The following is a 21,846-nucleotide window of genomic DNA, read 5'->3' as shown; positions in this document are numbered from 1 at the left end:
ATACAACTCGTCGTCGCGGCCGCCGGCAAAGGATTTCAACGGCGCACACGGCGCATGGAGATCCGCAGCGACTCCGGTTCGGTGTCCTGGCGCACGGTCCCCGAGGTCCAGGCCACCGGCCATGCCCCCCTTGCGAGCTGCGCTGTGATGAACATCGACAGCTGGACCGAACGCTGGCCGGAGCACCCCGTCATCAGGACATTCGATCCGCCGCGGGCGGTCCCACTGTCGAGAGTTCCCCCCTCGGGTATGAGCTCGGCCTGCGCGCAGACGGCACTGTCGCATCTGACGGCATCTCGATCCGCACTGCCACGGTCTACGACCGGCGTCGGTCCGCTCGGCACCGTGCTTTCCAATGTCCGCAGACAGATCGACTTCACCGCGAGCAGGTCCTAGACGCCGGCCTCAGAGCGAAACACCGATTTCAATGTGCGGCATGCTTCACGCTTGATTCGTGATCTCGACGATAGCCACAACGTCGCCTGCGCTGCTTCTCCCGTGCTACACCTGTTGCAATCTGTTGCGTTCTCTGCCGGAGCGGCTGACCTGCGTAGCCTTTGATCAGGAATTGGCAAAACAGGTTTGTACCCCCAGAGAGTGCGCGATCATCCCGGATCCGGGTGAGGACCCGATCGGGGTCGCCGCGGTGCTCGTCGACGGAATCGACCTGATCGTCGTCAGCCTCGGGGACCGCGCCACCCCACTGAGCCGGGTCCGAGCGGTCACGGCGAGGGCGCGTCGGGCCGGGGCGGTCCTGGCCGTCGACGGGCGATGGCCCCACGTCGATGTCCGCCTGCAGGCGCAGGTGGCCGGCTATCACGGACTTACGGGCGGCCCGGGGCGGGTCACCGGACTCGACCTCGACGTCGAGGCGGTCACGCGGGGGCACCTGCCGCGCCGAGCTCGGGTCTCCGTCGCCGGCTGTGGCGGGCACGTCGAATGGGCCACCGCCACACCGTATTCCGTTTCCTCAGCGACTCCTGTGGCGGCGCCGGAGTTGCGGGTCGCCCAATGACCGAACCTGCCGGTCTGGAGGAGTGGAGCGAACCGTTTCCCGGCGCCCCCGTCCTGCGCCGTCTCGATGTCCCGGTTGCCGTCGTCGTCGACATGGCTCACGTCCTGCCCGGGCCGTCGGGTTTCATTCGCGCCGACGCCCTGCCGCTGCGCGTTCGCGCTGGAGCCATTCTGCTGGAAGCGGAGATGCCCGGGACTCTGCATTCCTGGCTCCGCGTCGCGACGGACGGCCGCTGGCTCGCGCAAGTCTGCGTTCCGGTCCGCTCCGCCAACGGTCGTGGGCGCCTCGACCTCTGGCTGTGGGTCGAATCCGCACACGTCACACCACACCCGACCGAATCGGGCGTAGCAGACGCGGCGGTCGGTACACCCCACCCCCGTCCGGCGCCCGAAACTGATCCTGAAGTGGGCAGATGACACGTCCCCGGAACGGTGTCGTGGTCGTTCCCGTGCCCCTGATATGTGGGTGTGACGGTTACAGGTACCTCTTCAGTTGACCCGGCTGCGCTTGTAGGCTGCGGCCATGACCGACAGCGAACGCGAACTCGATCTCGTCCTCTACGGTGCCACCGGCTTCGTCGGCGGGCTGCTCGCCGACTACCTCGCCCGCACCGCCCCGGACGGGGTGCGGATCGCTCTCGCCGGACGCTCCCACACGAAACTCGACGAAGTCCGCACCACCCTCGGGCCACGGGCCGTCGACTGGCCGATCCTGATCGCCGACGCGCAGGATCCGCTCGCCCTCGTCGAGTTGGCCGCCCGCACCCGGGTCGTCGCCACCACGGTGGGCCCGTACGCGAAGTACGGGGCCGAGCTCGTGAACGCCTGCGTCGCGGCCGGCACCGACTACGTCGACCTGACCGGGGAGGTGTTGTTCGCCCGGGACAGCATCGACGCCCACCACGAGAAAGCCCGGAACAACGGAGTTCGCATTGTGCACTCCTGCGGGTACGACTCGATCCCCTCCGACCTCGGGGTGCACGTGCTGCACCAGGCGGTGCAGGCCGACGGCGCCGGCGACCTGGGTGAGACCACGTTGGTGGCGTCGCTGCGCGGCGGCGTATCGGGTGGGACCATCGACTCGCTGCGCACCCAGATCGATGCCTCCCGCCCCGACCCGGCCTTGCGCCGGCTGGCCGCGTCCCCGTACTCGCTGAGCCCCGACCGAACCATCGAACCCGACCTCGGCCGCCAATCCGACATCGCCCTCGTCAACGGCCGCGATATCGCCCCGCCGGTGCGGGGGTGGACCGCGCCGTTCGTGATGGGGGCCTACAACACCCGCGTCGTGCGCCGCACCAACGCGCTGCGCGGCTATGCGTACGGCCGCACCTTCCGATACCGGGAGGTGATGAGCGTCGGAGGCTCCCGCCTGTCCCGCCTCTACGCGGGCGGTGTCGCCGCCGTGCTCGGCGGCCTCGTCCTCGGCCTCAGTGTCCGGCCCACCCGATACGTCCTCGACCGCATCCTCCCCGCCCCCGGCCAGGGCCCTAGCGAAAAGACGCAACTCGAGGGCTATTTCGTCATGGACATCTACACCACCACCACGACCGGCGCCCGATACACCGCCCGAGTGCAGGGGCAGGGGGACCCCGGCTACCGGGCCACCGCGGTCATGCTCGGCGAATCCGCACTGAGTCTGGTCCTGGACCGTCACCGGCTCCCCGACGAGGCCGGTGTCCTCACCCCCGCCACCGCCCTCGGCGACGTCCTCGTCGACCGGCTCAGAGGTGCCGGCCTCGAGATTTCTGCCCGCACACTCTGACCCCACCTTCTCTCGGGGCAGCCGACTGCCTCGCGAGTTCGACTTTCGCCTACGCGATTGCAGATCGTATCGGGGGGGAACCGCCACGCCGGAGGCCTGCTCCAGGCCGGTGCTCACTGCATAGCGGCGGAAAGATCTGTTCGTGGTGCGAGCTGTGGTCGGGCATGGTCCATTCTGCGACCGTCCCTGCGGTTACGGGCACATGAGGTGTAGGGACGTGTCGTCCTTCCTGGTCACGGGCTTGTGGTGTCGCGGCGGACCCGTTCCGGGCGGTTCCGCCTCGCGATATCCGATCCGCCGGATCGCCGGTCGGGATCTCGTCCAGGGTTTCATACCTTGCAATGCATCATTGTATTGTTTGGGCCTGTACGGACTTGCACGCGGTACCTGCCGGGCGGGACCGATGAGGCCGCGCCCGACCGCCCCGCCACCACGCGGGGAACGACCCCGAAAGGACACACGTTCACGATGGCGAACCCGCATCGACTGACCACCGATCAGGTCCTCGAGCTGATCAAGGAGGAAACCGGTACCGAGCTGTCGGCCACGACGTTCCGCGGCTACGTCACCCGCGGGCAGGCTCCCGCGCCGGTGGAGAAGATCGGCCGCACCCCACTGTGGAAACGGTCGGAGATCATCGAGTGGGCGAACAACCGGCCCGGCCAGGGTGCGCGCACCGACCTCCCCAAGTCCCGCCGCCGTCGCAACGACTGATCATTTTCCATCCCTGCCGGGCATCGAAAATTGCAGTTCGGGTCGAAATGGACTGGTGTGCAACAGACCCGGATGAAAGGCGCATGGGTCTCGGGTGGGGGAGTCGCGGGTGGGTGCGTGGTGCCCGGGCGACGCGGACGCGTGGGACCGCTACCATCGCCCTGGCCCTACGGGAGAGAAGCTTCACTACATATATCGACGATCAGGGGGAACGAACACACATGAGCGCTGAGGTCACGCAGGCGGAGAAGGACGGCGTCACAAAGTACAGCCCGATCGTGTTGGCCGCCTACGACACGTTCGTGCTGCAGTGGAGCAACACCTACGCCTGGCGCTGCCCCCGCGAGCGGCTCCTGGCCCACTACGACGCCCACCTCGGCAGTCGGCACCTCGACATCGGCCCGGGCACCGGCTGGTACCTCCGCCACGCCACCTACCCCACCGAGGTGCCCGAGATCACCCTGATGGACCTCAACACCCACACGATGGCGATGACCACCGGCCGGCTCGCCGAACGCGGCATCACCCCGGACGTGCACACCGGCAGCATCCTCGCCCCCATCGACCCCAAAGTGGGGGTATTCGATTCCGTGGCAGCGAACTTCGTGTTCCACTGCGTCCCCGGAACCTGGGCCGAGAAGGGGACAGCATTCGGGCACATCGCCCAGGTCGTCGCCGACGACGGCGTGTTCTTCGGCTCCACCATCCTCGGGACCGGAGTGCAGCACAACCTCTTCGGCCGCACCCTCTGCGCCCTCTACAACGGGCCGATCAAGGCCTTCGACAACCGCGGCGACGACCTCGACGGCCTGCGTACCGCGCTGTTAGCGGCATTCGAGACCGTCGACGTCACCGTCGTCGGAACGGTGGCGGTCTTCGCCGCGCACCGGCCGCGGCGCACTCCGGCGCAATAGTTCCGACGAAGAGCCGACACTGGTGAAACGCAGGCGCACCGACCCGGCCTCACTCGAGGCGTACGTCGCCGCCGCACGGCAGCTGCGGACGGCATTGATGCCGCTGGCCGAGCGTGGTCCCGAGCTTCGTGCCCGGACCGGCGGCGAGGCTTTCGAGCGCGCACGCCAGGCCCGGGCACGCTTCCTCTCATCGGCATCCGGGCTGGCTCGCCGGGAACGGAAGCTGGCCGCCCACTGGGAGAACGCCGCAGTCTTGCGATACCTGCACGGCCGGGGCGCCTTTGTTCCTGCCGAGGAACTGGGCAACCGCTTGATCTCCCATCTCGCCGGAGGCCGGCGGCCCACCCTGCGCGAGATCCACGAGCTGGACGACGCCTGCGCTCACGCGTGCGCCCTCGACCGCCATCAACACCCGGAGTTGCTGCGCACCTCCAGATTCTCAGGAAGCAGATCCACCACGCGGTCCCCGATCGTGGACCAGGCCGAACTGCGATGGCGGATCCGCCGTGACCTGACCGGGTTGACCCTCGAGAACGCTCTCGCCGGCACCGGCACCACCCGAGAGGCAGAACGCCATCTCGCACCGTGGCTCACACACGCCGCGGACACCCTCGACACCCCGATGAGCATCGAAGGACTCGAGGACATCGCCGCCCAGTGGCGCGAACGTCGCGCCCCCTACATGCTGGCGAACCCCGACTGGGCAGACGTGATCATCGCCCCGCCGATTCCCCGGACCCGCCCGTCCTGGTGGTGGAAGCTCACCCACGGCGAGGAACCCCCACCGGCCCGATAGTTCACCTTCTTCGACTGCACCGCCCCCGAGGGGAGGGACGTGATGATCGCCTTGTCGGAGGGTTCGGTCAAGATGGCCTGCGAGGAGGACGTCATGGCCGCACCCGAGCGCACACCGCAGCAGTGGGCGCAGGACATGCTGATGCCTGGGCGTTCGACAATCGTCGACACAGAGACCTCTGACCTGGATCAATCCTGGAGGTGGCCGCCATCGACGCCGCGAGCGGAGTCGTCGTGTTGGAGACTCTGGTCGATCCGGGCGATGTACCGATCCATCCGGATGCCGCCGCCGTGCACGGTCTCAGTCCCGATCAGCTCGCCGGTGCACCCGCGTGGCCTCTCGTGTTCCCCGTTCTGGCGGCGGTGACAATGGGACGGGTCGTGTTGGCGTGTGGCGCAGACTTCGATCACGTTCGCGTGCTGCATGATTGCCACCGCTACGGCCTCGATCCGCAGCATCTGGCCGACCAGGGGCGGTGGGGTTGCATCATGCGGGCCCGCTCGCAGGCGGAAGGTACCGAGAAGAACATTCGGCTCGGAGGCGCCCATCGGGCCCGCGGCGACGCAGAAGCGGCCCGTGTTGTCCTGCAGGCCATCGCCCACGGATCCGGGACTCCTGTGACTGGGGCGGCGTAGCCTCGGCCGGCGACCGGCTCTCCGCGAAGGTGGATCACTGCCAAACGATTTCATTCTCGCGGTTGCAACATAACAATGTCACAATGTAATGTCTGAAGGGGTTCCCGAAATGGGAACGACACCATCACTGCGGAAATCGTCACGCCGCATTCGCGCTCGACTGGGGATCGATCGTCTCCCGGAGCGGGAAGATCGGCGCTGTTCCGCTTGGCATCGAGGCCGGTGACGACGAGATCTTGGCGGATCACTTCGACCTGTGCGAGCTCGCGGAATCGCCAGAGCGACCCCGCCGCCATCGCTGCCGAGCTGAATCGGGCGCACCTGCTCTGACAGCCGCGGACCGTCGACCATCCACACACAAAAGGAGTTCCTCATGTCCTACCTCATTGCCGAAGCCGTCACCCCCGACTACTGCGACCGCATCGCCGTCGTGCACGGGTACCGCCACGACGAAGCGGGTTCGCAGTTCGCTGCTGTGGAGTTCGCCGACGGCACCGCCAGGGAGGTCGATGTCCTCGACATCTTCCTGTCCGCCCCGGAAGCGGTTGCTGTCGCAGCCTGAGCTGCCCTAGCCGTCGGAGGTGCTGGATATGCTGCACATGACCTTCGGCTGTTCGCGCACGAATTTCCGGTTCCTCACCCAGACAGGAGTAACGACATGAGTGACCGATCGATCCTGCACCGCGCCGAGGATCTGCCGTTGACCGCAGCGACGACGCCGGTCCAGGAGGGTGACGTGGTGCGGCGTAGGAAGCTGATCGTCGCCGCCGGGCTCGGCCGCGACGATCACGCCGGCCGCCGAACGGTGCTGCTCGACCCGGCCGCCGACATCCCATCCGGCGCCGCCGAAGTCGTACGCCTCGGCCGGCGCGACGCCGACCCCGAGTAGGGAAGAAGTGGCCGCAGTGTGCGATCTACCTGCGGACATGACACGTCCCCATTCTGGCAACGACTCCAACGAGAGGCGCACGATATGACCGACATCCACACCGATGATCCGACCGCACCATCGGCCTCGCGGGGCATCGGGGAGAACCGGTGATCGGGGGTCGCCCCACGTGGGGCATGACCCACCCCGACATCATGACCGTGCCCCCGGTGTTCGACGAGATCGACACGCTGCGCACGGAACTCGCGAGGTATGACCGCGACACCACCGCGGTCGTGGGGATGTTTCGCCGGTACCTGCAGCTGCTCGAACACGACGGCCTTCTGCTTCGTGACCACGACAGACTCGAGATTCGGCGCCTGCTTCACCGTGCCCAAGGCCAGGTTACGTCCACCGCGGTCTTCCTGACCGGGGTTGTGGCGACGATCGTGGGCGTCGTCTGCGCGAGCATCCTGATGGGTGCGGCCGCCTCGCTCGGCCCGACCAGTTTCCTCCTCGGTGCCCTGGTCGGCGCCGTGATCACCGGTTCCGTGATGCGGGTAGGCACACGTGAGCTGGAGTCGTGGACAGCGCACTTCGCCGACGCCGCGATGACGCGCCTGGACGAACGCCTGCCCTGACCCATCCTGTCGGGGCCGGGGAGCGTCCGATGAGCGAAACGGGAAGCCGCAGGCAGGAACGATTCGCTCGCTCGGCCGACCGCGCGGATCTGGCCTCGAGAAGCCACTGACTTCTTCCCCAGTGTCAGCGGCTTCATTCCTGCCGGGGAACGCTACGCAACGAAAGGTCTTACCCGGTCAGGGAGAGGGGCGGTCGGTCCTTTCACCTCTCGGCAAGTGGTGCTCGGAGCGACGATTCTGATGTGGTAGCCGGGATATGCCCCGACACCGTCGCCTCCTTCAACGGCGCCCTCCGGCGGATATATGCGGTCCGCACCCGCGACCCTGGGGGACGTGTCGTCACCACTGGTAGAAGCACAATTCGGGTGGCGCCCGGAGTCGGGCCGGCCGCCTCGCGGTCACCGGCCGCGCCGTATTCTTGCCGTATGTTCGTTGACCTCGACTGCACCGGCGCCGGCGCCGGCCAGGTGCTGCCGGACCTGGCCACCGTCGACGGCCAGGGCGATCCGCACCTGATTACCGCGGCGGCCCGCACCGCAGCGAACATCGAATTGCGGATCTGCACCTCGGTCTTCCCGTACGACGTCGCGGCCGAGCAGTGGTTGCCGGCGGCCGCCGGGTTCAACGTCACGGTCGTCGTGCGCACCGTCGATACCGCCACGGGGGAGCCGCGGTACCTGACCCGGGCCGAACCCGACGAGTGGGTGCGGGCGATCTTCTCGACCGTCGAGGCCACCGGTGGGTACTTCCTCGGCGCCGTCGACCCGGACACCGGCGTCCACTGCCGCGGGCAGTTCGCCTATCGCCTGTACCTCGACACCGACCGGCGGGCGATCCCCGCACCTAGGCAGCTGGTCACCTTCCCCCAGTACCTACTGCCCACCATCGATATCCGTGGTGATCTCACCCTCGAGGCGCCCACCTGACCACCCCACCCAGCAGGATTCACCTTCCGGGTCCCTCGCACGTGCGGCCGCCGCGATGACACAGCCTGCCGGCGACGCTTCTGCGTTCGTCGCCGCGCCCCACGTCGGTCATGGCGTGTTAGATCGGGGGCAGAAGATGTGACCAGGGAGGGTGAACGTGTGCGGACGGTATGCCAGTACCACCACGGACAAAGAGTTGCGCTCGATCTTTCACGTCGACGAGGTCGTCGGTGACGAGCTGCGCCCGTCCTACAACATTGCCCCGACCCAGCAGATCCGGGCGGTCCTCGAACGGGCACCCCGCGGCGACCCGGACGCGGCGCCGGTCACCCAGATCAGGACGTTGACCTGGGGATTGGTGCCCTCGTGGTCGAAGGAAGCCAAGCTCGGCCGCCTGATCAACGCACGCTCGGAGACGGCGGGCGAACGCCCCTCGTTTCGGGCCGCGGCCTCGAAACGGCGGTGCCTGGTACCCGCCGATGGGTACTTCGAGTGGGAGAAACGAGACGGCAAGAAAATCCCACACTATTTGCACGGCGACGGGGTGCTCGCGATGGCCGGCCTGTACGAGCTGTGGCGCGACCGTGAGCTGGCAGAGGACGACCCGAACGCCTGGCTGTGGACGGCAACGATCTTGACCCGGCCGGCCACCGACGCGCTCGGACGCATCCACGACCGCTGTCCGGTGGTGTTGCCGGCCACGTTCCAGGAGCATTGGCTCGACCCGACTCTCACCGACAAGGATGACGTCCAGGCGCTGCTCGCGTCGGTACCCGATCCGGTCCTGCAGACCTACGAGGTCAGTACCGCGGTGAATTCCCCGCGCAACAACGGACCGGACCTGCTCGCGCCCGTGGCCTGACTCCGCAACCGGATCGCGTCGCCCCGATCAGCCAGCACACCCCGCCGCCCCCGGCCCCGCACACACCGCGGGGCCTCTCCTGAATCGATCGCACACTCTGGCGCCGCACCCCAGTACCCACCCGCGGGTGCTGGGGTGCACTGCATTTCGCAGCAACCGGACGCCAGGTGCACGAGGACCGGCCGCACCACGCCCTGATCTTCCGACTCCGAAGGGGGAATCGAGGTCCCCGGCCATGCCGGGACAATGGCCGGTGATGAGCGAGACGAGCATGGGCCGCGTACCGGTGGGGGATCCGATCCCGCTCCGGTTCGATCCGATCACCAAACAACGCCTCGAGGAGTACGCCGCCGGCATCGGGCCCCGCCGTTTCGGGGCGCTGTTGCGGGTGGCCGCCCGGCGGCTTCTCGCCGACCCCGACCGGGTGCCGCAGGCCCTGACCGCGGCCCGGCGGGCGTCCGCCGAGGTCCGCCGCATCCCCTGGGCGGAGCGACCGCTGAACCTCGACCCCGCTACCCGCACACGCCTGAACGACCTTGCCCGCGAGTTGCACACCGACCGCAGCGCGATCGTCCGCGTCGCTGTGCACCGCTTCCTCACCGCGGCGGGACGATTCCGCCACCCGGTGCTCCGCGAAGACGCCCGCACCGACCTGACGACTCGCACCCGCGTGTACCTCAACCGCTCCACCCTCGACCGACTCGAGCGGCTCATCAGCCGCCACGGCGACGCCCCCACCGCCGCCGCGATCCGGGTCGCGGTGCGTCGACTCCTCGACGACCCGGGCGATCTCGCCGCCGACCTGACCACGATCGGCGCCGCCCGCGACCTGAAACCGGAGACCTTCGGCGCGCGCTCGAACGTGAACTTCGACGACGATTTGCGCGACCAACTCGACACGCTCGCCGAACGGCTCGACTCGAACCGCGCCGAACTCCTGCGCCTGGCCGCCCGCCAACTCCTGGCGAACCCGCGGGACCTCGATCAGGCGGTGACCGAGGAGATCTACCGCGGAGACGCCAACCGGGCCACCCTCCTCGCCCGCGACACCCGCCGTCGGCAGGCCGCGGCCGCCGATCAACTCGCTCAGATGCCTCTTCGGGCGCCGAGTCCGCAGGGAAACCCGTTCGGGAAACGGCACGTTTTCATGCTCGACGAGGACACCAAACGCCGGCTGGAGGAGCTGGCGGACGAGTACGGTCCCCGCCGGGTCTCCGCGCTACTGCGGGTGGGGATCCGCAGACTCATCGGGTCCCCGTGCGCCGAGGCCGATCTCGCGCAGGCCCGCCGGGTCGCCGCCCAGGCGCGGACGCTGCCGCACGACCCGGCCACCCTGAGACTGGACTCCCAGGCGGCGGCCCGCTTCGGCGCCCTCGCCGCCCGCCACGAGGCGTCGCCGCGGGACCTGGTCGCGGTCGCGGTGCACCGCTTCCTCACCGCCCCCGGGCACTACAAGGCGGCGCTGATCGACGAGGCCGGCGCATCCCGGCTCGACGAGAGGATCACGGTGTCGCTCCGCCCCTCCGCCCTGCGCGACATCGACCGGCTCGCCGACCGACACGGCACCCGGTTGACCGCGGCGTTGGTGCGTGTCGCGGTGCGCCGGCTCCTCGACGACCCCGGCGACCTCACGGGCGACCTGGAGACCGTTGCGCCGGTGCACGACCTGCGTCCCGCACCGCGCACGGCCCAGGTCGGCGTCGCCCTCGACGACGAACTCCTCGTCCACCTCGACGCCCTCGCCGACCGGCTCGGCTCGGACCGTCAGGAACTGGTGTACCTGGCGGCCAAGCGCATTCTCCGCTTCCATCACAACATCGAAAACCGGATGCTCGACGAGATGTTCCGCGCCCCGATCAGCCGGAAACACCTGCTGGCCAAACATGCCCGCCGCGAGAAGATCCGTCGGTCAGACCGCGGCAGCGGCACCTGACCTGCGAGAATGGGCGGTGGGTCGGGCCCACATCACCGGAGGATCCCACGTCTCGGTTTCTGCGCCTCGCCCGGCAGCCGCCGCTCTGGTCCCTGACCCTGATCGCGGCTCCCGCACACGCCGCAACACCACCACCTTCCTGCCCTCCATCGCACTGTGTCCCATCCGGGTGTACGCCGCCCCGAACACGGCGTACACCCCGGTGCACCCGATAGGGCCAGAGTCGGCTGCTTCTGCGCCGTACAACCGACATGTGAGCTGCGGAAATGCTTCGCGGGTCCTTGGGTGATACACCGTATCCGGCCCTCCTGCCATGTTCTCCCATCCGGCCGGCAGGTGGTGAAACTGTGTGTGCCGACACCGCTGCCTACATTCGGGGGTGTCGACTGCCTGTCGCTCACGAGAAGATGAAGCGAGGAAACGATGAAATACGCAGGTTCTACTGGTAACCCTGCATATTCGGTTGGTGCGTATGCGATCTATTCGAGTGACGGCTGTCAGGGACGAGTTTCATCTGCCAGCTGGCGCCTTGGGCGCAGGGCGTTTTGCGTGCGCTCGGACACCACCTGGAACGGTGCCAGCTCGTCCATATCCGCGTCATTCATGACCGATTCCACACCCGTGGTCGCGAGGTATCGGACGCCTACACGGTTCACGTACGGATACCAGCACGGACCGGTACTTCGATACACCACGCCCTCCGGAACGTCCTTCCAACTGCTCCAGGTGCCGTGATGCACGGTAGTCATTCCCGTCTCTCTCATCTGAGGTCCTTGGCGGCCTTTCTGGCCCACGGTTGCGCCGATTCAACGCCGCGGTGTCAATGGACATGCGAAAGTCCGTGTGGGTGGACATGAGAAGTGGTCCCCGCCGGTCGCGCGTGATATTCCGGGAACGACCCGCCGGAGCCAAGCGAATGGGTGTAGTTCGCGCCGAGGCGGATTCGCGGGCGAGGTGAAGAGATCGAAGATGGCGAGTTCACCGCGTTCGGCATCGGCGATCGCCAGGGTGACATCTGTGTTCCGCAGAATGAATCTGAGACATTTTCAGCATGCTTGCTTGTCGTAACCGTCCGGTGAACCGGTGCCGTCCCACGCGATAGCGGCGGCAATAGCGCGCAACCGTGCGGTGTGCATCGAACGAGGGTGACCGTTCTCGTCGTGACCGTGACCGAAGTAGCACCAACCGTGGTCGTAGATGACGTGTCCGCGCCGCCCCAGCACTACACGCCAGTTGTACGCCATACGCATTACGTCGACGCAATGCTCATCGTTCAAGTCTTTGACGTGGAATCCACCGTCGATCGGTGTCATCCCGTCGATAATGTCGTTCACGGTGTTCATGCTAAGCGCGGGACAATGCCGACGCGAACAGGACGAGTGGGTGATTAGTTCGGAATCTGCACTGTCCACATCGATTGGATCTGAGCTGATGGGGGACGTCTCGTGTCCGCGGCCCGGGCCGCGGACAGGATTGCTATCGAGGCTAGCGCTGCTCGCAACGCTATCTGAGTAGCCGGGTGCGGTCGGGCAGCAGGCGCAACTCCGACGAACACCTGTTGACTTCAGCGCTGTGTCAAGAGTGCTTCGATGAGCGCGGTGGCTGATGCGGTCTTCGCCGCGGTTTTCGTGGTCGCGTCGGCGGTGGCGGTGTGGCCGGCGAGGTGCACGGTGGCGGTGAATCGGGGTGCGTGCGCGGGCCCGTCGGTGCGGAACTCCCACTCGGGTAGGGCCTGATGGTTGTTCTGGGCGAGGCTCATCAACCAGGCGATGGGGTTGGACAGCGCCTTGGATTTCTTCGCCCCGTCCAGGTTGAACACGGCCGGACCGGTCGTATCGCGCGGCGGCGGTGAGATCGCCGGACCGGGATCCGCGGACGCGGGCGGGGTAGCAGGCTGCGGGTTCTGCGGTGCTGCAGGCCATTCGGGTTCCGGGGCGGGGTGGTCGGTGCCGGTCAACTGCGCGCGCAGTGCTGCCCAGAGGGCTGCCTGTTCGGCGGGCTTCTTCGCCGCGGCGGTGGTCCAGGGTCCGCGAATGCTGCGGTGGGTGGCGCGGGCGGCGAACAGTGGGTGGTGGTCGGCGCCGCTCTGCCGGGTCTCGAGGTCGGTGGGGGGTTGGTCGGGGTGGGTTTGCCGCCACACCGACACCAGGCTTGGGCCCATCTCCGGGTGTGCGGCGGCGAGGGTGTCGATGACGCGGAGTTGGATGGGGCGCCAGGTGGGGTCGGCGGCGTCGATCAGGACCGCGGCGTCCGGGGCGGTGAGCCGGTCGGCGTCGGCGCGGCGGGCGATTTCGGCGGCGATCTCGGCCCGAAGCGGTTCGGTGGCGGCGGTTTTGAGGACCTTGTGGAAGGTGCGACCGTCGAGGGCGGTGAGGTCGCGTGCCGCCTCTTGGGTCACGTGGCGGTGGTCGGCGTGTTTGAAGTGGTTCTTCTTCGCTTCCCGGGCCTGGCGGGTGCGCCGGTTCAGGTCGGCGCCGAGGGCGGCCAACTGATCGGGGGTGTAGGGGGTGGGGGTGTGGTCGAGGTGGGCGAGGATGATCCGCTGGTTGATCAGGTCGGCCACCCGGCGCAGCGGGGAGGTGACATGGCTGTAGGCGCTCAGCCGTAATCCGTAGTGGCCGTGGACGGTCGGGTCGTAGGTGGCGGCCCGCAGCGTGGACAGCAGCCGGCCGCGGAGTTTCGCGAATAGGTCCGGGTCACCGGCGGCGGCGGCGATCTCGGTCATCAGCTCGTCCGTGCTGCCGGCGACGGGGTTGGGGCGGTGGTTGCGGAACAGTATCGGTAGCCCCTGCTCGATGCACCAGAGGGCGACGGCCTCGTTGGTGGCGATCATCAGCTCTTGGACGATGACGTAGGCGACGGTCCGTAGTTCGGCGGCGATCGCCACGATGGCCCCGTCCTCGTTCGCGGCCCAGCCGCGGGTGAGGTCGTAGAACGCCAGCGCCCCGCCGTCGCGGCGGGCCCCCAGCAAGACTTGCGCGGCCGCATCCGCCGCAGCCAGTGGGGGGTGCAGCGGATGCGTGGGGTCGGTCAGGATGCCGGGCACCTGCGCGTGGTCGACCGCCGCGCACCGTCCCGACGGGATCTGTCCACGCCCGATGGCGGTGTCGACCAGTCGGCCGTCGGGGGTGAGGGTGCCGGTGACCTGAAGGCTGGTGCGTGCGGCGTCGGTGGTCAGGGTGGCGGCCTGTTCGGCGGTGTCGCCGAGCATTGGGACGGTGCGGCCGGGCAGGTACCGGGTCTCGGCCCGTAGGAACGCCTGTTCGTCGGCGACCGACCCCAGGCCGACGACGTCGGCGACGCCGGCGATATGAACTTCGATCGTCCATCCGCGGCCGCCGGCGAGCGGGGTGACGGCGAAGGCGTCGTCGCGGTCCCGTGCCGACGCGGAGTCGATCATCAGCAGCGTCGACAGGTCGGTCGTGGTCGGTGATGCCATGCTCGCTTGCCCCCTCGATTCACTACAGGTCTTCGACGATAACCGGCTCCGGACCCTGCGGGTCGCCGACACACGACGCGCGGGCCAACCCCCAGGCAGGTGGCGTTTCTCGTGCGAGGTCCCAAGGGACTGGTGTGCGGTCAGCATTGCGGGGGTGTCACCACCCCGGCCGACGATGTGGACGGTCTTGGCGGTGATTCTCGCGGGGCAGCACGAGCGGTCACGATGAGGACGCCGAGCCCGTCATCTGGCCGGACACGAGATGAATGCTCCGTCGTGGGATGTCCTGCTCGACGTTGACGTCTCCGAGCCCACGGACATGATCGTAGGAGGCCCCGTCCGCACACGGTCACACCCAGCCCCGCGGGCCTGCGATTACGTGGAGTGGCCCGGTGCGTCGGCACACAGCCGGGGCCGAAGAAGGGACGCGGTCCCCATCAAGGGGCGTTCCGGGGTGAACTGGAACTACACCTACGGCTATGTACCCACCGAAGGCGACCAGTCGGTGGACGCGTACGCCACGGGCAGCCGGGATGACGTGCGGCGGGCGTATCGGCGGGGTGTGCTCGCCGGCGACGAGTGGGCCCTGTTCGAGGGCACCCGCACCGCACGTCAGGCGCAGCGCGCTACAGCACGGCGGTGAGCGTGGCCGGAGGAGCGCTGCGCGAAACAGTTTCGGCAACTGGCGCACCTGGGCCACCACGGGCAGCTGCTGCACCCGGACAGTTGCCGGAGCACCCTCGACCTGCACGCGAATGATCGCCGTCGGGGCACCACGAGCGGCAACGGCGAGACGGGATCCGGTTTCCTATGGGCGTCCGCCGGTAACCGGCCGCCAACGACCCGTTGCCGAGTGGTGGGGTCGCGGCGGCGTGCAGCCACGCCCACGGTGGCCGGGGTGTGTGGACATCGCGCAGTGTCGGTGACGACCTCTACGCTGACGGTTGCACGATGGCAGGTGGTAGCGGCGAAGGACGCGGACTCTGTGTCCCCGGTCGTCGTGGACGGTTGCCACCGGTGTCGGATCAGTTGAGGACGGGAGATCGACATTCATTCGCACAGCCAGGAGTTTTATCTTGCGGAGATGACTCGTGCCACAGTGAAGGCTCGCACGCTGAACCGTGTGCAGTGGGGGTTCATTGCCGCCGCCGGTGCCTGTGCGGTGCTCTATCTCGTGTTTGCCGCGGGGTGGTGGTTTCTGGCGATGGTCTTCGCGGCGGTGTCGGTTGGCGTGGCGATTTTTCAACTCTGGGTGGTGCGAAAGGGGTTGAAGGCGTCCCGCGCGTTTCGTGCCGTCGGTTCGGACGGACCCGCAAAAACGTGAGGGCTGAAGTCGGCCTTGTCAGATGTGGTGAAGGAGATCGGGCAGGGATGAGGTGATGGTGGCGTGTGCTATCCACATCCTCCCCGGAGCGGGGTCGCCGGGTGTGCCAGGTCTTCGACCGCCGGGCGGCTGCAGGTGAATCCGATCCGGCCGAGAATGCGTGTGCATTCCCGGCCCGGCCCGGCGTGTGCAGAGCTTCGCGAGTTCGCCGTACGCGGCCTTGCCCGGCAATTCGGTGAGCTCGGATGCAAACGACTGCCAGACGGCCTTGGTCCCCACGTATGCGTCCGGGGAGCCGGAGCAGTACCAGTCCGGGTCGGCGCCCCCCCCTTCGCCCCAGCCGCGGCGGTCGCACTCGGTGATGGTGGTCCTGAGGACCTGTTCGCCGTCGGGCGTTCGACCCATTCCTGGGTGCGGCGGATCGGAAGCTGCCAGCACACATCGGGACGTCCCGGGTCGGCGCCCCGCTGGTTCCCCACCATGAGGAGATGCGGACGTACGGGCGCGGCGAGGGGGATCGGTCAGGTCGCGTCGCTGGGGTCGGGGCCGGTCACGGCCCGGGCGGTGGCGGCAACGGCGGGATCCGTGCCGGTGATCGTGCCGCGTGTCTTCCCGGAGAGAAGTTCGAGGACGTCGAGTGAGGGGCTGGCGACGGCAGCGGTTCCGAGGGTCGGACTGCCTTTCGTGCGCCAGCCGAGGCCGAGCAGCAGGTTGCGGATCTCGCGGGTCCATTCCTCGGCCGGGATGCCGCTCCCGCCGACGGCGAGTGCCAGCCAGCCCGCCTGTCGGTCGAACTCGGTTCTGCGCACCGGCAGTCGGGAGAGGATGTGTTGCCACAGCGCCAGTGGTTGGTTTCCGCTCCGGCGGGCGAGCGCGGTCGGCGCCAGTCGGCCCTTGCGCACACTCACCAGGCCAAGCGCTCGCGCGCTGTCGCGGAGCTGCGCGACCGGCCACGTGAGGTCTTCGCGGTTCGCCTTGCCGATCCACCACCCGGTGACGCCGGTCCGCTCGGCGAGCTGCTCGACCAGCGCCGGCGGATGGTAGCCGGCGCTGGTCAGCCGCACCCCGTCACCGATCAGGTCGAGGAGTACGGTGTACGGCTCGATCAGGCGGGCGGCGTCTGCCTCGGTCACCTCGACCGCGGTGTGTGACGCCGACCGTTCCAGCAGCTGCGTGAGTGCCCGGTTGCCGCCCCGCTCCAGTTGCTCGCGCAGCGCGGCCAGTTCACCGGCCACGGGGAGCGGCGCGGCCACCGCCGCCGCGAGGGCGGTGTTGGCCTCGTCGACGTCGAACTGGTCGGGGTGCCAGTCGAGCGGTAGCCAGTCGCGGGCGTGGCCGGCGTCCTCGAACGGGGGCGGGACGGACGACGGGTCGCATCCGCCGCGCACCCATGCCGCCAGCTCCGTGTAACCCCAGATCCCACCGCAATCCTCGGGCGGGCAGGCCATCCGACCGCCGGTGCACCGCATCTCGGCGGGCGGCTGGTCGAGGACCGCTTCCACCGCGAGCACGTGGTCCCAGTCGTCACCGAAGTCGTACTGGTACCAGAGGCGGTCAGCGGTGCCGGTCAGCACCTGATCGAGCCGGACGCCGTTTTCGAGCACGCCGTCCTCGCCCTCCTCGACGTCGAACGGTGTGACGAAGTACGGCGACCGGGGATCGCTGCCCGTGCGGAACCGGTGCAGGTGGCCGTCGAGCCACCCCATCGCGGCCTGGATCACCACGTGCAGCCGGTCGAGGGCGAGGTCGCCGGGCAGCTCGAGCCGCCGCCACACCGGCGGTTTGGCGCCGGCCAGGTCGAGCCGGACCCGAAAGCCGCGGATGCGGGTCGGGGCAGCACCGACCATGGGCTCGGGGATTTGCAGCGCATTCTCGATCAACGCCATCGAACGATCCGCCCCGATCGCGCCCAAGAACGACTGTTGCTGCTGCGGGGACAACTCGGCCATGAGCTGCTCGGCGAGCCGTCGTACGTCGTCTGAGGTCGGCACGACACCAGTCAACCATCGACGAGAACCGGCATGCCCCGCCGCTCCACGAACCAGCACCCGCCGCCGCGATACTCGGTGTGCAGGCTCGTCCTGTCCCGATCGGCACCGCGCCGATCCAGGACTCGAGCAGGCACGTCTTCCGCACCCTGCGGTGAGGAATCTGAAGTGGCAGGTCGGGCTTCGTTGAAGCTGCTGCGGGGCCGGACTTCGCCAGTGGATGTTGCTTGATTTCGCGTGAGTATCCGTGGTGGAGAATTCCCACGGCGAGACGGGTGACCAGTCGGTGGCGCCGATATGCTGGATGCCGCCGAACGGTATCCACGGACCTTCACCTGGCCCGACATGTGCGGATGTGTGTAGACGCGGGAGCCTGTCGATCGGTGAAGCAGAATGGGGTGCCATGGACGATGCGGAGTTGGTCGAGCAGGTGCGGCGGCGATGGGAGCAGGGTGTCCCGCCGAAGGTGATCGCACGTGCGCTGGGTGTGCGGCCGTCGGTGGTGACGCCGGTGGTGCGACGAATCGCCGCCGAGGCCGACGTGTCCCGAGGCTTGGGGCGGGTGCTGGGGTGCTGGGTCAATTGTGGCTGGAGTGTCGGGCTGGGCCTCGACGGGCATCCGGAGTGGGCGGAACTGGACGCTCCCGCCGGTGAGGCCGAAGGCTTCGCGCAGGTGCTGGTGGCACGAGAGGGACGGCGTGGTCGGGCGACGCTGCGAGGCTACCTGGCCGATGTGCACTGCCTGGGGGTGAAGAACGCCCGTGATCCCGAAACCATGGATGCGGGCAGGATCCCCACCGCTATCCGCACGTACTACGCGGCGTTCGACCGTCCGGCGGTGGAGATTCCGATCGAACTCGGCCGCGAACTGATCCTGGGGGCGGCGGCGTATGCGCGCGGACTCGGTTTCGAGCCCGCCAGCGCCTTCGATGAGGATGCCGCCGCGTTTCTGGGTGAGTGGGACGGGCCGGGTCGGATCGAGTTCGGTAGGGACGGTCAGCCGTTCTACCTCAACGGGCCCTACGACAATCCGGCTGCAGTCATTCGGACTCTCGAGCGGTCCGTGGGTGCGGGGAACTTCCACGTCTCGGTGGCCGCGGGACCGATGTGACCGCCACGAACACATCCGATGTCGAGGGGAACGCCCGACTCCATGGGCCGTAGGCCGAGCCACAGCACACGCCGGCACGAAACCGGCAAGCACCACGACCAACCGACATCACAGGCGGACGGCATCGGTGTTCGATCGGATCGTGGTGGACGAGCGGGTCGATGTTCGTGGTCGGCTACGCCGCGGGCGGTGTCCCCTACGGTTGTTTCGAGGACGAGCCGGACGGCGACGCATTCGACGTTGCGACCGGATCCGTTCGGCTGGCCTGGCACGCGGCCCCGGCCGGACGGCCGATCCGGCCCGGCCCGGTCGACTCGACCCTGGTCCTCCATGTGTGCTATCGATCGCCGGCACCCACTTTTCGAGTGTGGCGGTGCCGAACGTGCATGCCGAGAACGGATTCGGTTGTGGTGGCGTGTCTCTCGGACCTGACTCCAGATCCAAACCGGTCGCGAATGGCTACTACGGGGCAGTCGGCCCACCGCGTGTCGAGCTGATCGTCAACGCACTGGCCGAGCATGCCGATCTGCCAGAGGCAACGCGGAATCTCGGAACGGTGGCGGATTCGCCACGTCACCGCCAACCGTTCTAGATATGTGCGCGGTCGGCTATCGGTGTCTGGCGCGCTGTCTGCGTTTGCGGGCTGTGTCCGGGCGGCTCCGCGGCCCGCTTGTCATCCTCGGGGGATAGTACGAACGTGGTTGTCGGTGACGGTGGAGCTGCTCGGCGGATGTCACCGGCGGCGGGGACGTTCATCTCGTCGAACAGGATTGGTGCACCTGTCATCGACGAGCACCGGATCCGAAGGTGGTGGGGAAGGGGCTGGGTCCGAGCGTGAGGGTGACCGAGGTGGGGTGGAGTCCGACGTGCGGCCAGCTGGTGGTGATGGTCAGTGACCTGGTGGTTGGGTAGGTGCCGATCCAGTACTGCGGTGTGGTTCGATACGGCCCGGATCCGTCCTGCCCGGAATCGGGTGTCGGGTGGAACGGGTCGGCGAACCCGGCGAGGTCGTCGGCGCCGAGGTGCACGGCCAGGTAGGACCATTGCGCCGACCAGTCCCCGGGGTCGGTCAGGGGCCGGGTTTCGTAGCGCGCGAAGTCGGCGCGGACACCGGTGACGCACAGCGTGAACCGCAGCCCCAGCCCGGACGCGAACGCGGTCGCCGCCGACAGCTCGAGGGCGAGGTCCTTTTCTGCCGCGATCGGCATGCCCTTGTGCACGACGATCCCTCCGGTGGTGGGCGGCGCGAGGGCCGGCCAACGATGGCGGCGCATGCTTCATCGTCGCATCACCCGGCCCCGCGATGCCTGTGAATCTCCTGAGAGTCCCACTCCCAGAAAGTAATTTGAGGCCACAACCTCGCAGGCCGGTAACCGAGATGAGGGTGCGCGCCCACCACAAGCGTGCTGCCGCCCGGGGAGCGTATCTGTCCGTTCGGGTAGCGGGCGGGGCATGCCGGCCGGATCAGAGGGCGGCGGTGACCAGACCGGCGACGCCGGCGACCGCGACGAGCGCGAAAAGGGCCAGCGGAAACAATCCGAGTCCGGTGCACGCCAGGGTCGTCAGCAAGGCCAGGCCGACGATCACGGCGATACCCGATTCCCAGGACTCGAGCAGCGCCATATCGGTCGGCGCAGCCTCGTCGCGGCCAGTGGCGGGCTGGGTGGTGTGCAAATGCGGGCCGGGGATGGCGGTCACGGGGTGCGGATCCTTTCTGGGCGTTGCTGGTTCGTGCGGGTCCCGGTATCGGGTGCAGAAAATTTAGCACTCTCTATGGTGGAGTGCTAATGCAATATTGCCGTCGGCATGTTGCGGTGGACGCCGTGGTCGACTGCACACGGTGGGAGGCACCTCGGGTCGACCGCGGACAACGGACCGTCCCCCCGGGGGCGGACGGTCCAACCGTCGGCGGACCGGTTGCACGCAGCCTCTGCAGTCCTGCGCGTCCGGAGGTTCGTGCATCGGTAGTTGCACCGACGGTGCGGCGGAGTGCGCTGGGCGTGCAGTCTCATATCTGCCGGCGTCGCCGACGACGGCACTGATCGGCGGTGGCGAACCGCGGGCCGGCGAGCGGTGACGGATCCGTAACTTCTGCCCTCGTCGGGGGCTTTCGTGAGAGTTCACGGGAACGGGCCCGCTGCGGGGGACGTGTCATCGGCCCAGGTGGGCGTAGTGCGCCACTCGTGCGCGACGCGCTGAGTCTTCGCCCTTCATTGAGCCAAGACGCTCGGGCTTGCGAGGGGGTCGAGGAGTGGATCGCTACCCAACCCTAAAGAAGCTAAAAAGCTAAAAGGAACTAAAGGAACTGGTAGCGTCGTCCTTCACGAGGAATCCGTTCACCCCGTCGTTCGGGGCGTCGCCGCCGTCTCTGGTGGGTCGCGCCGATCTCATCGAGGACTTCGGCGACGCCCTCGACGACGGTCCCGGTGCTCCCGGGCGTGCGACGATCTACACCGGGGCCCGTGGGGTCGGGAAGACCGTCATGCTCAACGAGGCGGAGGCGCAGGCCCGCAGCCGTGGCTGGCTCGTCATCTCCGAGACCGCCACACCCGGGTTGCTCGACCGACTCACCGGAGAACACCTACCCCGGCTGCTGCGCGAGCACGGTCAGCCCGGCGGAACGAAGCGGCGCCTGTCGGGGATCACCGCCGCCGGGATCGGGGGCGTCAACTGGACCACCACCGACTCGCCGGCGCCGGCGGTGAGCCTGCGTCACCAGATCGAGGAACTCACCGCCGCCCTGGCCGCACACGAGACCGGCCTGTTGATCACCGTCGACGAGATCCACCGCAAACTCGGCGACGACCTGCGGGCGCTCGGTGCGATCGTCCAGCACGCCTTCCGCGAAGAGCGGGAACTGGCCTTCGCCGCCGCCGGTCTGCCCGCCTCGATCAGCGATCTCCTGGGCGACGACGT

Annotated in this window: 23 protein-coding genes and 1 pseudogene; 16 read left to right on the top strand and 8 right to left on the bottom strand. The window is 68.2% G+C overall.

Annotated features, from left to right (window positions below; all coding sequences use genetic code 11):
• The first annotated feature begins 568 nt into the window (after positions 1–568).
• The 6 genes from ACFTZB_RS17735 to ACFTZB_RS17710 all read left to right on the top strand — a co-directional run bounded on the left by ACFTZB_RS17735 (position 569) and on the right by ACFTZB_RS17710 (position 5,203).
• Positions 569–1,015, top strand: coding sequence for a hypothetical protein (locus ACFTZB_RS17735; protein WP_378433275.1), 447 nt, complete (start codon positions 569–571; stop codon positions 1,013–1,015).
• On the top strand, positions 1,012–1,431 hold the full coding sequence (locus ACFTZB_RS17730; RefSeq protein WP_378433274.1) for a hypothetical protein: 420 nt from the start codon (positions 1,012–1,014) through the stop codon (positions 1,429–1,431). The genes ACFTZB_RS17735 and ACFTZB_RS17730 overlap by 4 nt, the downstream gene beginning before the upstream one ends.
• 106 nt (positions 1,432–1,537) lie before the next feature.
• Positions 1,538–2,779, top strand: a complete 1,242-nt coding sequence (locus ACFTZB_RS17725) for a saccharopine dehydrogenase family protein (protein ID WP_378433273.1) — start codon at positions 1,538–1,540, stop codon at positions 2,777–2,779.
• A gap of 468 nt (positions 2,780–3,247) precedes the next feature.
• On the top strand, positions 3,248–3,493 hold the full coding sequence (locus tag ACFTZB_RS17720) for a helix-turn-helix transcriptional regulator (RefSeq protein ID WP_378433272.1): 246 nt from the start codon (positions 3,248–3,250) through the stop codon (positions 3,491–3,493).
• Positions 3,494–3,714: 221 nt separating this feature from the next.
• Positions 3,715–4,407: a class I SAM-dependent methyltransferase gene (locus tag ACFTZB_RS17715; RefSeq protein WP_378433271.1), complete on the top strand. Its 693-nt coding sequence runs from the start codon at positions 3,715–3,717 to the stop codon at positions 4,405–4,407.
• Positions 4,408–4,429: 22 nt separating this feature from the next.
• Positions 4,430–5,203 (top strand): hypothetical protein, encoded by a 774-nt coding sequence (locus ACFTZB_RS17710; protein WP_378433270.1) that lies wholly within the window; start codon positions 4,430–4,432, stop codon positions 5,201–5,203.
• Positions 5,204–5,391: 188 nt separating this feature from the next.
• On the opposite strand, the gene ACFTZB_RS17705 is transcribed toward ACFTZB_RS17710, so the two are convergent.
• Positions 5,392–5,805, bottom strand: a complete 414-nt coding sequence (locus ACFTZB_RS17705; protein ID WP_378433269.1) for a hypothetical protein — start codon at positions 5,803–5,805, stop codon at positions 5,392–5,394.
• 406 nt (positions 5,806–6,211) lie between these two features.
• On the opposite strand from ACFTZB_RS17705, the gene ACFTZB_RS17700 reads away from it, so the two are divergent.
• The 6 genes from ACFTZB_RS17700 (at position 6,212) to ACFTZB_RS17675 (ending at position 11,068) form a co-directional block, all read left to right on the top strand.
• Positions 6,212–6,400 (top strand): hypothetical protein, encoded by a 189-nt coding sequence (locus ACFTZB_RS17700; protein WP_378433268.1) that lies wholly within the window; start codon positions 6,212–6,214, stop codon positions 6,398–6,400.
• 96 nt (positions 6,401–6,496) lie between these two features.
• Entirely contained in the window at positions 6,497–6,727 is a 231-nt protein-coding gene (locus tag ACFTZB_RS17695) for a hypothetical protein (protein WP_378433267.1), read from the top strand.
• A gap of 149 nt (positions 6,728–6,876) precedes the next feature.
• Entirely contained in the window at positions 6,877–7,347 is a 471-nt protein-coding gene (locus ACFTZB_RS17690) for a hypothetical protein (protein WP_378433266.1), read from the top strand.
• Between the two features lie 425 nt (positions 7,348–7,772).
• Entirely contained in the window at positions 7,773–8,273 is a 501-nt protein-coding gene (locus ACFTZB_RS17685; protein WP_378433265.1) for an N-formylglutamate amidohydrolase, read from the top strand.
• A gap of 157 nt (positions 8,274–8,430) precedes the next feature.
• A complete protein-coding gene (locus ACFTZB_RS17680) occupies positions 8,431–9,135 on the top strand; it encodes an SOS response-associated peptidase (RefSeq protein ID WP_378433264.1) in 705 nt (234 codons plus the stop codon).
• Positions 9,136–9,391: 256 nt separating this feature from the next.
• Positions 9,392–11,068: a ribbon-helix-helix protein, CopG family gene (locus ACFTZB_RS17675; protein ID WP_378433263.1), complete on the top strand. Its 1,677-nt coding sequence runs from the start codon at positions 9,392–9,394 to the stop codon at positions 11,066–11,068.
• Positions 11,069–11,565: 497 nt separating this feature from the next.
• On the opposite strand, the gene ACFTZB_RS17670 is transcribed toward ACFTZB_RS17675, so the two are convergent.
• The 3 genes from ACFTZB_RS17670 to ACFTZB_RS17660 form a co-directional block, all read right to left on the bottom strand.
• Positions 11,566–11,817 (bottom strand): hypothetical protein, encoded by a 252-nt coding sequence (locus tag ACFTZB_RS17670; RefSeq protein WP_378433262.1) that lies wholly within the window; start codon positions 11,815–11,817, stop codon positions 11,566–11,568.
• A 297-nt stretch (positions 11,818–12,114) separates the two neighbouring features.
• Positions 12,115–12,411, bottom strand: coding sequence for a hypothetical protein (locus ACFTZB_RS17665; protein ID WP_378433261.1), 297 nt, complete (start codon positions 12,409–12,411; stop codon positions 12,115–12,117).
• A 221-nt stretch (positions 12,412–12,632) separates the two neighbouring features.
• Complete coding sequence (locus ACFTZB_RS17660) at positions 12,633–14,507, bottom strand: RNB domain-containing ribonuclease (protein WP_378433260.1); 1,875 nt, start codon at positions 14,505–14,507, stop codon at positions 12,633–12,635.
• A 454-nt stretch (positions 14,508–14,961) separates the two neighbouring features.
• Between ACFTZB_RS17660 and ACFTZB_RS17655 the strand changes: the two genes are divergently transcribed.
• Together ACFTZB_RS17655 and ACFTZB_RS17650 are read left to right on the top strand one after the other, a co-directional pair.
• Entirely contained in the window at positions 14,962–15,150 is a 189-nt protein-coding gene (locus ACFTZB_RS17655) for a hypothetical protein (RefSeq protein WP_378433259.1), read from the top strand.
• A gap of 441 nt (positions 15,151–15,591) precedes the next feature.
• Positions 15,592–15,831 carry a hypothetical protein gene (locus tag ACFTZB_RS17650; RefSeq protein WP_378433258.1) on the top strand — a complete coding sequence of 80 codons (240 nt, stop codon included), beginning with the start codon at positions 15,592–15,594 and terminating at the stop codon, positions 15,829–15,831.
• A gap of 165 nt (positions 15,832–15,996) precedes the next feature.
• On the opposite strand, the pseudogene ACFTZB_RS17645 reads toward ACFTZB_RS17650, so the two are convergent.
• Positions 15,997–16,283: pseudogene (locus tag ACFTZB_RS17645) on the bottom strand (hypothetical protein); the annotation flags it as partial.
• Positions 16,284–16,352: 69 nt separating this feature from the next.
• On the bottom strand, positions 16,353–17,822 hold the full coding sequence (locus tag ACFTZB_RS17640) for a plasmid pRiA4b ORF-3 family protein (RefSeq protein ID WP_378433257.1): 1,470 nt from the start codon (positions 17,820–17,822) through the stop codon (positions 16,353–16,355).
• Positions 17,823–18,222: 400 nt separating this feature from the next.
• Between ACFTZB_RS17640 and ACFTZB_RS17635 the strand changes: the two genes are divergently transcribed.
• On the top strand, positions 18,223–18,930 hold the full coding sequence (locus tag ACFTZB_RS17635; protein ID WP_378433256.1) for a hypothetical protein: 708 nt from the start codon (positions 18,223–18,225) through the stop codon (positions 18,928–18,930).
• 782 nt (positions 18,931–19,712) lie between these two features.
• On the opposite strand, the gene ACFTZB_RS17630 is transcribed toward ACFTZB_RS17635, so the two are convergent.
• Entirely contained in the window at positions 19,713–20,204 is a 492-nt protein-coding gene (locus ACFTZB_RS17630; protein ID WP_378433255.1) for a hypothetical protein, read from the bottom strand.
• Between the two features lie 190 nt (positions 20,205–20,394).
• Positions 20,395–20,628, bottom strand: a complete 234-nt coding sequence (locus tag ACFTZB_RS17625) for a hypothetical protein (protein WP_378433254.1) — start codon at positions 20,626–20,628, stop codon at positions 20,395–20,397.
• A 673-nt stretch (positions 20,629–21,301) separates the two neighbouring features.
• Here ACFTZB_RS17625 and ACFTZB_RS17620 point away from each other — a divergent pair.
• A partial coding sequence (locus tag ACFTZB_RS17620) for an ATP-binding protein (RefSeq protein WP_378433253.1) occupies positions 21,302–21,846 on the top strand: 545 nt, incomplete at its 3' end.

The organism is Rhodococcus sp. NPDC057014, assembly GCF_042673295.1.
Lineage (GTDB): Bacteria > Actinomycetota > Actinomycetes > Mycobacteriales > Mycobacteriaceae > Rhodococcus_F.
The sequence above is the reverse complement of the archived record's forward strand: the minus strand, read 5'-3'. Positions and strand labels throughout refer to the sequence as shown.